This is a genomic window from Flindersiella endophytica (genome assembly GCF_054779015.1).
Genome location: NZ_BAAGYY010000024.1, coordinates 648,310 through 661,409, shown reverse-complemented (window position 1 = coordinate 661,409; position 13,100 = coordinate 648,310). Strand labels below are relative to the sequence as shown.

Sequence of the window (13,100 nt, the reverse complement as noted above, 5' to 3'; positions counted from 1 at the left end):
CAGGGAAATGCGCCAAGCGCGAGGGCCGAGGGAGTACTCATGGCAGACACCGATCCACGCACCGAAACCGCGATCGAGGAACGACTCGCCAGCCTGACACTGGAGGAGAAAGTCGGGCTGCTGACCGGGGCGGACGCGTGGTCGCTGCCACCCGCCGAACGCATCGGCCTGCGCGCGTTCGTCATGTCGGACGGGCCGGTCGGCGTCCGCGGAACGCTGTGGGACGAGCGCGACACCTCGGCGAACCTGCCGTCTCCGACCGCGCTCGCGGCGTCCTGGGACGAGCAACTGGTCCATCGGCTCGGGCTGCTGCTGGCGGCGGAGGCCCGGCGTAAGGGCGTCGACATGCTGCTGGCGCCGACGGTCAACCTCCACCGATCGCCGCTCGGCGGCCGGCACTTCGAGTGCTACTCCGAGGATCCCTTGCTGACTTCGCGAATCGGCGTCGCGTACGTCCGCGGGGTGCAGGAAGGCGGCGTCGCGGCGACCGTCAAGCACTTCGTCGGCAACGACTCCGAGACGCAGCGGATGACGGTCGACGTCCGGATGAATCGCCGGGCGTTGCGCGAGCTCTACCTCGCGCCGTTCGAGGCGATCGTGCGCGAGGGCGGCGCGTGGGCGGTCATGGCGGCGTACAACTCCGTCGACGGAACGACGATGACCGAGAGCCCGTTGCTGGCCGACATCCTCCGCCAGGAATGGGGATTCGACGGTGTGGTCGTCTCCGACTGGACGGCCGCGCGCTCGACCGAGGCGTCGGCGCGGGCCGCTCTGGACCTCGTGATGCCCGGCCCGGACGGGCCGTGGGGCGCCGCGCTGGTGGCGGCGGTACGCGAGGGCAAGGTGCCGGAGCCCGCGATCGACGAGAAGGTCCGCCGGCTGCTGCGGATCGCCTGCCGTACGGGCGCCCTGGCCGACGGTCCGGTGGCCGTGGAGCCTCCGGTGTTCCTGGAGGAGGACGTGTCGGCGCTCGTCCGGGAGGCGGCTGCCGACGGGTTCGTCCTTGCCCGTAACGAGGATCTGCTGCCGCTCTCCACCGCGGAGCTGCGGCAGGTGGCGGTGCTGGGGCCGAACGCGGCTTCGGCGCGCACGCAGGGCGGTGGCAGCGCGACGGTCTTCCCGCCGTACGTCGTGTCGCCGCTGGACGGCTTGCGTTCCGCGCTCGGCCCGGCCGGTGTCGAGGTCGTGCACACGCCGGGCGCGCGGGCGACGAGGGTGCTGCCGCCGCTGGCGTCGGCGGCGCACGTACGTTTCCTCGACGCGGCCGAAACCCCGGTGGGACAGGAGGATCGCGACACCACGCGGTTCCTGTGGCTGGGATCCTACGGTCCCGACGTCGACGCGTCGCAGGTCAGGACGATCGAGGCGACGGCGACGATCCAGGCGGTCGCGAGCGGAGCGCACGGGATCGGGATCACCGGCACCGGGCACTTCAAGGTCTACGTCGGCGACGAGGTCGTGATCGACGAGACACTTCGCCTGCCGGAGGGTTCGGAGGAGTTCGAGGCGGTCGTGCGGCCGCCGCACACGTCCGCACGGGTCCAGCTCTCCGCGGGGACGACGGCGACCGTGCGGGTCGTGCACACCGTGCCGGAGCACCCGTTCGTGGCGTTCGGCATCGGGCACGAGGAGCCTCGGCGTTCCGACGCGGAAGAGCTCGCCGCGGCGGCGGAGCTGGCCGCCTTGTCCGACGTGGCGATCGTGGTCGTGGGCACGACCGCCGAGATCGAGAGCGAGGGCTTCGACCGCGACACGCTCGCGCTGCCTGGCAACCAGGACGAGCTGGTGCGCGCGGTGGTCGGCGCCAACCCGCGCACGATCGTCGTCGTCAACTCCGGCTCGCCGGTGGAGCTGCCGTGGGCCGACTCGGTGGGTGCTGTCCTGCTGTCGTGGTTCCCCGGGCAGGAGTTCGGCTCCGCGCTGGCCGACGTCCTGCTGGGTGAGCGCGAGCCGGGTGGGCGGCTGCCGACGACGTGGCCGGTGGTCGCGGCGGACTGCCCGGTCCTGTCGACCACGCCGGTCGACGGCGTGCTGTCGTACGACGAGTCACTGCACGTCGGGTATCGCGGGTGGGCGCGCTCCGGGCGCACGCCTCGGTACGCCTTCGGGCACGGCCTCGGCTACACCACGTGGGAGTGCGTGGACGCGAGCTGGCCCTCGGTTGAGCAGGTGCGGGTCTCGGTGCGGAACACCGGTTCACGGACCGGGCGTACGGTCGTGCAGGCGTATTTGTCCAAGCCTGGCAGCCGGATCGACCGCCCTGCGCTGTGGCTCGCGGGCTTCGCCGTGGTCGAGGCGGGTGCCGGTGAGGTGGCGGAGGCCGAGCTGTTGCTGAGCTCGCGCGCGTTCGAGCACTGGGACGAGGAAGCCGGCGAGTGGCGTACGGAAGCCGGGCCGTTCGAGCTGTCGATCGGCCCGGCTTCCGACGTGGTCTGGCGCCGCCTTTCAGCTGCGGTCTAGTGGCGCTCAGGCCGCGAAGGTGTGGATGGTGGTCGAGCGGTAGGTCTGGCCGGGGCTCAGCAGTGTGGACGGGAAGGTGGGCTGGTTGGGGGAGTCGGGGAAGTGCTGGGTCTCCAGCGCGAACCCGTCGCCCTCCCGGTACTGCCTTCCGCCCGTGCCGTAGATCGTGCCGTCGAGGAAGTTGCCGGAGTAGAACTGCACGCCGGGCTCGGTGGTGTGGATGGTCATCTTGCGCCCGCTGTCAGGGTCGAAGACCCTGGCGACCAACTTGAGCCCGCTGCCGTCGAGCACGAAGTTGTGGTCGTAGCCCAGACCGAGCATGAGCTGCTCGTCGCCGTGCCGGATGCGCTCGCCGATCGTGTGCGGGCGGCGGAAGTCGAACGGCGTGCCGCCCACGGACGGCAACGTGCCCAGCGGAATGAGCCCCGCGTCGACCGGCGTGTAGCGGGAGGCGTTGATCTGCAGGACGTGGTCGTAGATCGCTGATGAGCCTTCACCGGAAAGGTTCCAGTACGCGTGGTTGGTGAGGTTCTGCACGGTCTTCTTGTCCGTGGTGACCTTGTAGTCGATGCGCAGCTGGTTCTTGGTGTTCAACGTGTAGGTCACCACCGCGGTCAGCGTGCCGGGGAAGCCCTGGTCGCCGTCCGGGCTGACGTCGGTGAACTCGACGCCGATCGCGTCGTCGGAGCGTACTTCCTTGGCGGTCCAGACGTGCTTGTTGAAGCCGACCGGCCCACCGTGCAAGGCGTTGTCGCCGTTGTTCGGCGGGATCTGGTACGTCACGCCGTCGATGGTGAAACGGCCGAGCGCGATCCGGTTGCCGTAGCGTCCGATCGTCGAGCCGAAGTACGGCGAGTTCTCCAGATAGCCTTCCAGCGTCGGGAATCCGAGCGTGATGTTGTCGGTGCGCCCACGCCGATCCGGTGCCGTCAGCGTGTGGATCGTGGCGCCGAAGGTGATCATCCCGACCTCGACACCACGACCGTTGCTGAACACGTACTGGTCAACCTGCTTCCCGTCAGGTGTGGTGCCGAACGGCTCCTTGCTGATCCGCAAGCCTCCATGGTGGCTGTGGGATCTTGACTTCGCCGAAGCCGGGGCGCCCGAGCCTACGACGGCGGCGGTCCCCAGGCCGACGACACTTGCGGCGCGAAGGACGTCGCGACGGTGCAGGTTGCCAGACATGGCAGTGCCCTTCCTTTCGTTACGGGATTGCGGTTACGGGCTGGATGCCAGCCCTGCTCACACGCCGCTCACCGAAGTGATCCAGGAGCGGTGTGTCGCGTCGGAGGTGTAGGCGGCCCAACCGGAGCCGGCGGGCTTGTGCCCGACCGCGCACACGCCTCCGTGTACCCAGGCTCCGGTCGCCGGACTCTGAATCATCACAGGGCCACCTGAGTCGCCGCCCGCGACGCTGCCGTCGGTCTGCGTGCAGATCAACGGTGCCACGTCGCTGGAGCAGCCGGCGCTGCTGAGGTTTCCGTTGGCGTACTTGAGGTTCTCGGGCAGCGGTCCGCTCCAGTCGGGGTTCTCCGAGCCCCAGCCGTAGAGCGTGACGGCCTGTCCCTGCTGGACATCCGCGGTGGTCGCGAGCGGCACGTAGCTCGAGTTGTCGTACGGCTGCGCGAGGCGGAGCAACGCCATGTCGTGCGCGGGCCAGTTGAACTCGGGGTGCCGTACGACCTGGGCGACGTCGCGGACGGTGCCGCCACTGGAGCGCGTCAGCGAGCCGATGCGTACGGAGTAGCCACTGTCGTTCGGGACGCAGTGGGCGGCCGTGATGATCCAGTCGCGGCTGATCTGGGACGAGGTGCAGGTGAAGCCGCCGCCTGAGTGCAGCGCGGCGATCCAGGGCAGGTTGTTGCTGACGACTCCGCCGCCGACGATGGCTGGGGTGCTGTGGGGTGCACCGTCGGAGTTGGGCGCCGGACGGGCTTGTGCTGGTGCCGCCATGACGCCGAACGCCGCGACGCCGATCAACGTCGCGGCGAACAGCTTGACGGTAGTTCGTCGGATCCATTGACTTCTTGAACGCATGCAGTCCTCCCGGGTGGGCGATTGCCCTGTATGTCCCAGAAGGAGTGCTAACTGTCAAGACTCTTGGCATCTTCCAGCCCGTCGGTCCGTGAGCATGCAAATTGCATAGTGGTACCGCAGGGCGATCTTGACTAGTGCCTCCCGGCATCGAAATCGTTCGAGAGGGGCTAAATGGGTGTGCGGAAGAAGAGCATCGGGTTGTCCTGCCCGGAATGTACTGCTTCGGCCAGTCCGAGTTGTTCGCGTAGGCGGTTGAGTTGGTCGTAGGTCGAGCGGGCCCTGGCTTTGGACGGTGTGAAGTAGTCGACTCCGTGCTCCTTCAGCCAGGCGAGGAGTACCGCCCCCTCGGTCAGGGGGAGCGGTCGCGCGTGGTGGAACACGTCGTGAACGCTGACCGGCGTGCCGGGCTTCAGGGCTGGAACGACGTGTGCGAGGTACCAGCGGGCGAAACCGCCGCCGTGCGCGGCGTCCATGAAGAGGTAGTCGATGGGGTCGGGGAGCCGGCCGCGCTGGTCGCGTACGTCGCCCTGGTTGAACGTCCACCTGGTCTCGGAGAGCTCGATCGGCACGTGGGCGGCGGCGTCGGGGCGGATGTCGTAGGAGTGCAGGTGACCGCCGCTGTCGTTGTCGCGTAGGGCGCGGAGGATCCAGGTCGTGGACCAGCCGTGCAGGCAGCCGATCTCGACCACGGTGGCCGGGCGGTGCTCGCGGAGCAGGAGGTAGGTGATCTCGGCTTCGATGTCGTCGAGCTGGGTTTTCATCGAGCGGTCGTTTTCGCGAATCGCGCGCTGCTCCTTTCGGGCGATTCGCAGGTCGTCGGCGTACTTTTCGTAGAGGCGGTTGATGTGTTCGCGCATGGCGCGGAAGCTAGGGGCGAGATCGGCGCGAAAGCGTCAACCGGTGGGGCCATTGCCCTCGTCATACCGTGGTACTACGGCCTTCCCCCAATCTCGAACCCTGGTCCGATTCCCTCCCAATTGCCGCAGAATACGATGACCCTGTGATCGCCGCCCTGCTCAACGTGCTGCTGGGCCCTGGCGCCGCCGATGTCGCGGTCGCCAAGGGCCGGTGGTGGCGTTTGCCGTTGCGGGCGATCGGGCCGGGCTCGGTGCCGCTCGCACTGATCCTCTTCGGTGCCGCCAACCCGTTCATCCGCCACAACTACGTCATCGAGGCCAGGTGGTACTCCCTGCCGATCGCGGTGGCGCAGGCGCTGCCGGTGGTGCTCGCGGCGTACCGGCCGCTGCTCGCGTGGGCGATCGAGTTCGCCGCGTTCTGGTTCGTCGCGGCGACGGTCGTGCCGATCCAGCAGCCACAGCCCTGGCCGTGGATAACGACGGGGCTGCTGGCCTACTTCGTCGTGCAATATGCCGTCGCCCGACGGCACGGGCCGGCGATCGCGTTGCTCAGCTGGACGATTCCGCTGCTGGCGGGGATCCTGCTGTCGCTCAACAAGAACATTCCGGAGTCCCGGCCCAACCTCCAGCTCGTCAGCATCCTGTCGGCGCTGCTGCTGGTGCTGGGCTCCGCCGTCCGGATGTCGGCGCGGGCCCGGCAGCGCCTGCTGGAGGAGGAGCGGCTCACCGCGGAGGAACGCTCCCGCCGGCGGATGCTCGAGGAACGCACGCGGATCGCGCGTGAGCTGCACGACGTCGTGGCGCACCACATGTCGGTGATCACCGTGCAGGCGTCGACGGCCGAATACCGATTACCCGACCTGCCGGAGGCCGCGCGCGAGGAGTTTCGTTCGATCAGCGACCAGGCGCGCGAGTCCCTGACCGAGATGCGCCGCCTGCTGACCGTGCTCCGCAGCGAGGACGAGGCGACGCTGCGGGCGCCCCAGCCGGGCCTCGACAGGCTCGATGACCTGCTGGAGTCGGCGAAGCGGGCGGGCACCGCGGTCAGCGTTGTGCGGAAGTCGGTGCCTGCGGACCTGCCTGAACCGGTGTCGCTGACGGCGTACCGGATCGTGCAGGAGGCGCTGAGCAACGTCGTCCGGCATGCCTCCGGCGCGGCGACGGCGCTCACGCTGACGGGCTCCGCCTCAGAGCTCCGGATCGACGTAGTGAACGACCCGCCACCGCCGACGTCGTCGTCCGCCGAGCCGCGTTCGGCGCCGGGCGAGCCAGGTCTGGGCCTGGCAGGCATGCGAGAACGCGTGGCGCTCCTGGGCGGCTCGCTCGAGGCCGCGGTAACGCCGGAAGGTGGTTTCGCCGTGCGAGCAGTGCTGCCAACAGCCGAGGAAGCGAGCGTGCGATGACCGCCGCCGCGGCTGATGCGAGCGGCCGCCGGCCCGCTGGATGGTGCTGCGCCGACCCTGCCACCGCGGGCCGCTGGCGCGGCCGGCCCCGCGCGAAGCGAGCCGGGGCTGGGGTTGCGGGTTGCGAGTTGCCGCGTGAACGTGCCGCAGTCGTCCGCCCGGCCGCGCCCGGCGCCGAGCAAGCCGGCGCTCGGCGTGGCGAGGATGCGCGTGGCGCCACTTGGTGGCCCGCCAATGCCCGCGTCGATGGCAGCCGGTGCGGCTCGGGCGGCGTCGAGATGAGCCGGGTTGCGCGTCGCGAGGATGCAAGAGCGCGCGGCGTCGCCTGGTGCCTCGCCAAAGCCTGCGGCGCCGCCGGAGCGCCGTCTCGCCGTGCGTGTGGTGCTGCCGAAGGCCGAGGAAGCGAGCGCGCCATGACGCCGCCGGGATTGGCGGAAGCGGTTACCGCCGCGCGGATCGCTGCGGGTGGCTCCCTTCCGAGCGAGCCAGGCCCCGACCTGGCCGGCTTGCAGGTTGCCGCGGCGACCGTGCCGCCGTCATCTGCTCGGCCGCGTTCGACGCCGGGCGAGCCGGCGCTTGGCGTGGCGAGGATGCGCGCGGCGTCGCTTGGTGGCTCGCCAAAGCCCGCGGCGCCGCTGGAGCGTCGTCTCGCCGTGCGCGTGGTGCTGCCGACGGCCGAGGAAGCGAGCGCGCCATGACGCCGCCGGGATTGGCGATACTCGCCGCCGGGCCGCGGGTTGCCGCGATGAACATGCCGCCGCCTGCAGATGGTGTGGCTGGTGCCGCGCGGAGCGAGGCAGGACTGGGCTTGGCCGGGCCGCAGGTTGCAGCAGAGAACGTGCCGCCGCTGTCGTCTGCTCGGCCGCGTTCGGCGCCGAGCGACCTGGGCCTCGGCCTGCGGAGAATGCGAGAGCTCGCGGTGGCGCCACTTGGTGGCCCGCAAAAGCCCGCGACGATGGCAGGGGCGCATTCGGCGGGGATGCGAGGGCGCGCGGCGTTGCTGCGTGGTTCGCTGGAGGCCGCGGCGACGCCGGTGGGCGGGTTCGCCATCAGGACGGTGCTGCCGACAGGTGAGAGAGCAGGCGTGGCATGACGATTCGGGTACTGGTCGTCGATGATCAGTCGATGGTGCGGGCGGGTTTCGCGGCGTTGTTGGCCGCGCAGGAGGACATCGATGTGGTTGGTGATGCCGCTGACGGCGTGGAGGCCGTCGAGCGGACGCTGCGGTTGCAGCCAGACGTCGTGCTGATGGATGTTCGGATGCCGAGGCTCGACGGGTTGGAGGCCGCGCGCCGGGTGCTGACCTCCGCGATGGAGCCGAAGCCGCGCGTGCTGATGCTGACCACGTTCGACATCGACGACTATGTCTACGAGGCGTTGCGGCTCGGGGCGAGCGGCTTCCTGCTGAAGGATGCGCCACCGGCCGACCTGATCGCGGCCGTGCGCGTGGTCGCCGCGGGGGACGCGCTGTTGGCGCCGTCGGTCACGCGCCGGCTGATCGAGGAGTTCGCCCGCAACGGCCGGGGCGCCGCGTCGAGGGCGAGCTCGGCGAAGCTGTCCGCCCAGCTCGGCAGCCTCACCGCCCGCGAACGTGAAGTGCTGACGCTGGTCGCCCGTGGGTTGTCCAACACCGAGGTCGCCGCCGAGTTGATCGTGGCCGAGCAGACCGTGAAGACCCACATCGGCCGCATCTTCACCAAGCTCGACCTGCGCGACCGGGCGCAGGCCGTCGTCTTCGCGTACGAGAGTGGCCTGGTGACCGCCGGTTCCGGGTAGGCCCGGCGGACACCATCACAACGGGAAGAAGGCTCAGTACGGGCCCCGGACCCCTATGCCGGTGCCGTAGGCGTCCCCGGGCCGGCCGTCGGGCAGGGTCCAGAGGTCCCAGGTCCGGGTGCGCCCACCAGCTCATTGCCTTTGGTGATCGTGCCCTGCCCGCAGAACAGCTGGGTGCCGAACGCCGCACCGGACGAGCTGTGCCCACCCACCGTCTCCCCGGTGAGCGTGGGGACGACCGCTCAGGCGCCGGCAGCCTCGCCGACCCGCTTGCCGGGCGCGCCGGCGAACAGGAAGCGGCCGGACGGCTCGACCGGAGGTTCGTCCACGGAGGTGCGCGGGCGCTTGTCGTGGTGCTCGTACACACACAGGGAGCTGCCGGAACGGTCGCCTCGCTCCGCTTGCTGGCCGGCCGCGTCGTTCTCAGGTGTAGGCGCGGCGGTGCTGCTCCTGCTCCCTGCCGGCAACGTGCGTCTGGGGCCGGCCGGGTCGCCGGTGGTGCCGGTGGTCCCGGTCGGTCCGGTCGGTCCGGTCGGTCGCGGTACCGCCGGGTCGGTCGCGCAGCCGGCGACCAGCACTGCGACGGCGCCCAACGCGAGTGCGGTCGGCAATCTGGCCACGTTCCGCTCCTGTCCTGTCCGCCCGTTGGTTCTACGAGGTCCGACTCGCCCGGGTTGGCCGAAGTTGTCCGGCGTCGTCACTGGTCGCGAATATCCAACCGTCCCGTACCCGCGGCATTCCGGGGAGAGTCAGGGGGTTACCCGATGTGTCGGCGGTCGCCGCCGAGCAAGGATCGTGGCATGAACGCGGGAACCGGACACACCCCAACGGCCACCAGCCCGATGCCTGGCCCTGGCCCGGTCGGGCCTGGCGCGCTGCGAGTCGGCCACGCCGAGCGTGACCAGACGGTCGAACTGCTGCAGAACGCCTTCGCCGAGGGCCGGCTCAACCACGAGGAGCTGGACCGTCGCATCGAGGATGCGCTGTCGGCCCGTAACCGCGCCGACCTCGCCGAAGTCCTGCGCGGCCTGCCGGTCAGCCACCCGTACCAAGCTGCCGTCGCCCCGATGGCGCCGCGGCCTCCGCACGCCATGCCGAACGGCGAGGACCGTCTGCTGTCGCTGGTCGCCCACTGGTCCGGCTTGTTCACGCTGTTCGTCGGCCCGGCGATCATCGCCTACACCGCCGGCAAGAACTCCCGCTTCGTACGCGAACAGGCGCTGGAGGCCACCAACTTCCAGCTCACCTTCCTCGGCGCGATCATCGCCCTCGGCATCGTCACCGGCGTGACCCTGGGCGTCGCAGGCGTCCTGTTCCCGCTGCTGGTCGGCGCCTGGTTCATCCTGATGGGCATCGGCGGCCTCTCCGCCGCCGCCGGCAACCGCTGGCGTTACCCGAAGTCCCTGCGCCTGCTGAGCTGAGGCCCCGAGAACAGGCTCAAGAACAGGCTCAGAACGGACCCAGGACCGGCCCAGGAGCAGCCCCAGCCGTCGGTGCTGGCAGGCCCGTGAGCGTGAGCGTCACCTCCGCCCGTTCCGGGCCGCAGCTGTTCCCTCTGCCATGTCGAGTCCGGTGGCCGATTTCGCGCCACGCACAACCTCCAGCCGCCATCAGCTGCCGGAGCCACGCTGCTGGTGGGATGGAGCCGCCCGCTCGCCGCCCGCGGTCAAGAGCTCGGACGTCGTGCCGGACAACACCGATGTGTTGTTCGAGCCCGCAACCGCCGCCAACAGCTAAGAGCCGGGGGCGGTGCCCGCCGCGGATCGGAGCTCCAGCTGGATCTCCTCGGCTTCCTTCATCCGGTGCTGCGCGCGATACAGCTCCAGCGCCTGCGTCCGCGCGTTCCACGCCTCCGAGTGCCGCCCCAGCAGGGCGTTGATCTCGCCGAGCTCGGTGAGGACCATCGCCTCGTGGTAGGAGTTGCCGAGCGTACGGAACAGCGACAGCGCCTGCTGGTAGTAGCCGAGCGCTTGGTAGTGGCGCCCGGTGTGCTTGGCGATGAACCCGAGGCTGTCGAGTGTGTAGGCCTCGCCGTCTCGGTCGCTCACCTGGTGGTAGAGGTCGAGCGCCTGCTCGCAGTGCGCCTGGGCACGGTCGTAGCGGCCCATCTGCGCGTTCCACCAGCCGAGGGAGTTGTAGGAGCCCGCCTCACCGTTGAGCGAGTCGACCGACTGGAACAGGTGCAGCGCACGGTTGGAGTTGGACAGCGCGCGTTGGAAGTCGCCCTGTGCCGCGAGCACGGCGGCGTACGCCTCGTGCGTGTCGGCCTGGCCGATGGCGTCGCCGCCGCGTTCGTACAACGAGATCGCCTGCTGGAGGTGTTCGCTGGCGTCCTTGTGGAGGCCGAGCCTGAGCTTCGCGCTGCCCATGCGGTGGTGGGCCTCGGCCAGCAGCAGCGTGTTGTCGAGCCGTTCGGACGCAGGCAGGCCGTACTCCCACGTCGTCACCTCGGCGTGGAAATGGCCGCGCCAGCGGTGGAAGTGGTTGAGCGTGCGCGCCAGCTGCCACACGATCAGGTCCCAGCCGCGGTCGGCGGCCGTCGCCTGGGCGGAGAGTACGGCGGCGTGCTCGGCGTCGAACCACGCCCAGGCGGTGTCGCGGTCGGAGATCGACTCGCGCTGCATGCCGGGCGTCGGTGTCTCGAGCTTGATCGGACGGGAGTGCTGCGACGCGACCAGCCGGTCGGCCGCGAACGCGGTGTGGAGGTAGTGCTCGACCAGCCGGCGCAGCGCGGAGTCGCGGACGTCGGGCTCCAGCAGCTGCGCGCGTTCGGTGGCGTACAACCGGACGAGGTCGTGCATGCGATAGCGCCCGGGCGCGGTCTGGTGCAGCAGGTGGACGGCTTCGAGGTCCTGCAGGATCGCGCGCGCCCGGCTGAGGGGTACGGCCGTCAGGCTCGCGACGGCCGGCAGCGAGATGTCGGGCCCGAGCGGCTGGCTGAGCAGCGCGAACGTCCGCTGGGCCTCGGTGCCGAGCGTCTCGTGAGAGGACGAGAACACCGCACGCAGGTTGGCCGTGAGGTCGCCGATGTTGAGCGCGTCGAGCCGGGTGGAGGCGTCGGCGAGCTCCTTGGCCAGCGCCGCCAGTGGAAAGTCGGGGTGCGCCGCGGCCCGCGCGGCGACGATGCCGAGCGCGAGCGGCAGCCCGGCACAGCGTTCGACCAGCTCGTCGACGGCACCGGGCTCGGCGTCGATCCGTTCGCGGCCGAGATGGCGGATCAGCAGCTGCCGGGCCTCGGCGCTGGACAGCATGTCGAGCGCCATCGGCTGCGCGCCGTAGGTGGTGACCAGCCCGCCGAGCTGGTTGCGGCTCGTGACGAGCACCGTGCAGGTCGGGCTGCCGGGCAGCAACGCCTCCACATGTGCGGTGTCGCGGGCGTTGTCGAGCAGGATCAGCATGCGTTTGCCGGCCATCAGGCTGCGATAGAGCGCCGCCTGGGCGTCGAGGTCGGCGGGGACGACACCGGGATCGACGCCGAGCGCGTCGAGGAACCCGCGTACGGCTGCCGCCGGCGCCATCGGCGGGCCGGACGGGTCGAAGCCGCGGAGGTTGACGTAGAGCTGTCCGTCGGGGAAGCGCGCGAGATTGTCGTGGGCCCAGCGCACCGCCAGCCAGGTCTTGCCGACTCCGCCCGTGCCGTGGATCGCTGCGATCGCCATGACGTCGCTGGCGCCGTCGGAGGCTCCGGAAGTTTCGTTGAGGAGTGCGAGCTCCCGCGCGCGGCCGGAGAACCCGCGCGGCGGAGCCGGAAGCTGGTGCGGCACTGCCCGATCCGGCATGGGGCCGGTGTCCTGGGCCGCGTCCAGGCTGATCTTCGCGTTCGGGCTCAACGTGACCGACGACTCGGCCCGGCGATCGCTGTTGGCGTTGACCGATCTGGCCTGGAATGTGCCGGTCTGCTCGACCGCCTGTGCCGACGCGGCCTCCAGCCGGTGCCGGACGCCCAGCCACCGGCGTACCTCCTGGGTGACCAGATCAGGCGTGATGCCCTGGGCCCGTAGGCACGCGCGGACGTAAGCCTCGACGAACTCGCTACGCGGCAGATGTGGTCGCTTGCCGGCCAGCCATGCCGAGATCGTGCTCGTGGGCAACGCGTCGATGACGTGGCCGCCGACCGAGGTGGTCTTGCCGCCGAGCATCCGGAGCCGGCGAAGCGAAGGCTGCCCGGCCCATGAACGCAGGTCGCGCAACGCGGCAAGGAACTCCTTGGCGTTGGGCACCTCGTCCGGATCCGGCAACCCATCGGGAAGCCGGGTCTCCCGCCCCTTCATGGATCTACCATACCGGCGTCTGGTGTCTCGCGGGAGGCAAGACACTGATTCCAGGCATGCGGATCCGGTCCGCCGGTGGGTTTGGGGGCGGTCCGGCGGACCGGGGTGGTGCAACTGGCCTGGGTGGACCAGAGGCCGTAGGGGCGACCTGAGATCAGCCAACCATCGGCCGTCGGTGTCCTGCAACGCCAGAGACGGAACGGGACGATCTGAGACAGGCTCATCACCAGGGGTACGGGCCGGGGCGTGAGTGGGCTACGGCCGGGCAATTTGGCTTCGTCCCCGTAAAGTCGCAG

10 protein-coding genes are annotated in these 13,100 nt (G+C 70.2%); 5 read left to right on the top strand and 5 right to left on the bottom strand.

Annotated elements, in window-relative coordinates; genetic code table 11:
• Window positions 1-39 precede the first annotated feature (39 nt).
• On the top strand, window positions 40-2,460 hold the full coding sequence (locus tag ACYVF6_RS30860; protein ID WP_460526145.1) for a beta-glucosidase family protein: 2,421 nt from the start codon (window positions 40-42) through the stop codon (window positions 2,458-2,460).
• Between the two features lie 6 nt (window positions 2,461-2,466).
• Here ACYVF6_RS30860 and ACYVF6_RS30855 read toward each other — a convergent pair whose 3' ends face one another.
• The 3 genes from ACYVF6_RS30855 to ACYVF6_RS30845 form a co-directional block, all read right to left on the bottom strand.
• Window positions 2,467-3,516, bottom strand: coding sequence for an aldose epimerase family protein (locus tag ACYVF6_RS30855; RefSeq protein ID WP_460526144.1), 1,050 nt, complete (start codon window positions 3,514-3,516; stop codon window positions 2,467-2,469).
• Window positions 3,517-3,702: 186 nt separating this feature from the next.
• Window positions 3,703-4,497, bottom strand: coding sequence for a S1 family peptidase (locus ACYVF6_RS30850; protein WP_460526143.1), 795 nt, complete (start codon window positions 4,495-4,497; stop codon window positions 3,703-3,705).
• A gap of 167 nt (window positions 4,498-4,664) precedes the next feature.
• Window positions 4,665-5,354, bottom strand: coding sequence for a class I SAM-dependent methyltransferase (locus ACYVF6_RS30845; protein ID WP_460526142.1), 690 nt, complete (start codon window positions 5,352-5,354; stop codon window positions 4,665-4,667).
• Window positions 5,355-5,497: 143 nt separating this feature from the next.
• Between ACYVF6_RS30845 and ACYVF6_RS30840 the strand changes: the two genes are divergently transcribed.
• The 3 genes from ACYVF6_RS30840 to ACYVF6_RS30830 all read left to right on the top strand — a co-directional run bounded on the left by ACYVF6_RS30840 (window position 5,498) and on the right by ACYVF6_RS30830 (window position 8,533).
• Window positions 5,498-6,757 carry a sensor histidine kinase gene (locus ACYVF6_RS30840; RefSeq protein WP_460526141.1) on the top strand — a complete coding sequence of 420 codons (1,260 nt, stop codon included), beginning with the start codon at window positions 5,498-5,500 and terminating at the stop codon, window positions 6,755-6,757.
• Window positions 6,758-7,170: 413 nt separating this feature from the next.
• On the top strand, window positions 7,171-7,455 hold the full coding sequence (locus tag ACYVF6_RS30835; protein WP_460526140.1) for a hypothetical protein: 285 nt from the start codon (window positions 7,171-7,173) through the stop codon (window positions 7,453-7,455).
• A gap of 391 nt (window positions 7,456-7,846) precedes the next feature.
• Window positions 7,847-8,533, top strand: coding sequence for a transcriptional regulator (locus ACYVF6_RS30830; protein WP_460526139.1), 687 nt, complete (start codon window positions 7,847-7,849; stop codon window positions 8,531-8,533).
• A gap of 242 nt (window positions 8,534-8,775) precedes the next feature.
• Here the strand turns inward: ACYVF6_RS30830 and ACYVF6_RS30825 are convergent, their stop codons facing one another.
• Complete coding sequence (locus tag ACYVF6_RS30825; RefSeq protein ID WP_460526138.1) at window positions 8,776-9,153, bottom strand: hypothetical protein; 378 nt, start codon at window positions 9,151-9,153, stop codon at window positions 8,776-8,778.
• Between the two features lie 180 nt (window positions 9,154-9,333).
• Between ACYVF6_RS30825 and ACYVF6_RS30820 the strand changes: the two genes are divergently transcribed.
• Window positions 9,334-9,954, top strand: a complete 621-nt coding sequence (locus ACYVF6_RS30820; protein ID WP_460526137.1) for a DUF1707 and DUF4870 domain-containing protein — start codon at window positions 9,334-9,336, stop codon at window positions 9,952-9,954.
• A gap of 312 nt (window positions 9,955-10,266) precedes the next feature.
• On the opposite strand, the gene ACYVF6_RS30815 is transcribed toward ACYVF6_RS30820, so the two are convergent.
• On the bottom strand, window positions 10,267-12,804 hold the full coding sequence (locus ACYVF6_RS30815) for an ATP-binding protein (protein ID WP_460526136.1): 2,538 nt from the start codon (window positions 12,802-12,804) through the stop codon (window positions 10,267-10,269).
• Window positions 12,805-13,100: the final 296 nt, after the last annotated feature.

Excerpts from the sequence above, each read along its gene's own strand:
- ACYVF6_RS30835 (WP_460526140.1), top strand. The coding sequence starts at position 7,171 with ATGACGCCGCCGGGATTGGCGGAAGCGGTTACCGCCGCGCGGATCGCT.
- ACYVF6_RS30820 (WP_460526137.1), top strand. The coding sequence starts at position 9,334 with ATGAACGCGGGAACCGGACACACCCCAACGGCCACCAGCCCGATGCCT.
- ACYVF6_RS30860 (WP_460526145.1), top strand. The coding sequence starts at position 40 with ATGGCAGACACCGATCCACGCACCGAAACCGCGATCGAGGAACGACTC.
- ACYVF6_RS30845 (WP_460526142.1), bottom strand. The coding sequence starts at position 5,354 with ATGCGCGAACACATCAACCGCCTCTACGAAAAGTACGCCGACGACCTG.
- ACYVF6_RS30815 (WP_460526136.1), bottom strand. The coding sequence starts at position 12,804 with ATGAAGGGGCGGGAGACCCGGCTTCCCGATGGGTTGCCGGATCCGGAC.
- ACYVF6_RS30830 (WP_460526139.1), top strand. The coding sequence starts at position 7,847 with ATGACGATTCGGGTACTGGTCGTCGATGATCAGTCGATGGTGCGGGCG.
- ACYVF6_RS30850 (WP_460526143.1), bottom strand. The coding sequence starts at position 4,497 with ATGCGTTCAAGAAGTCAATGGATCCGACGAACTACCGTCAAGCTGTTC.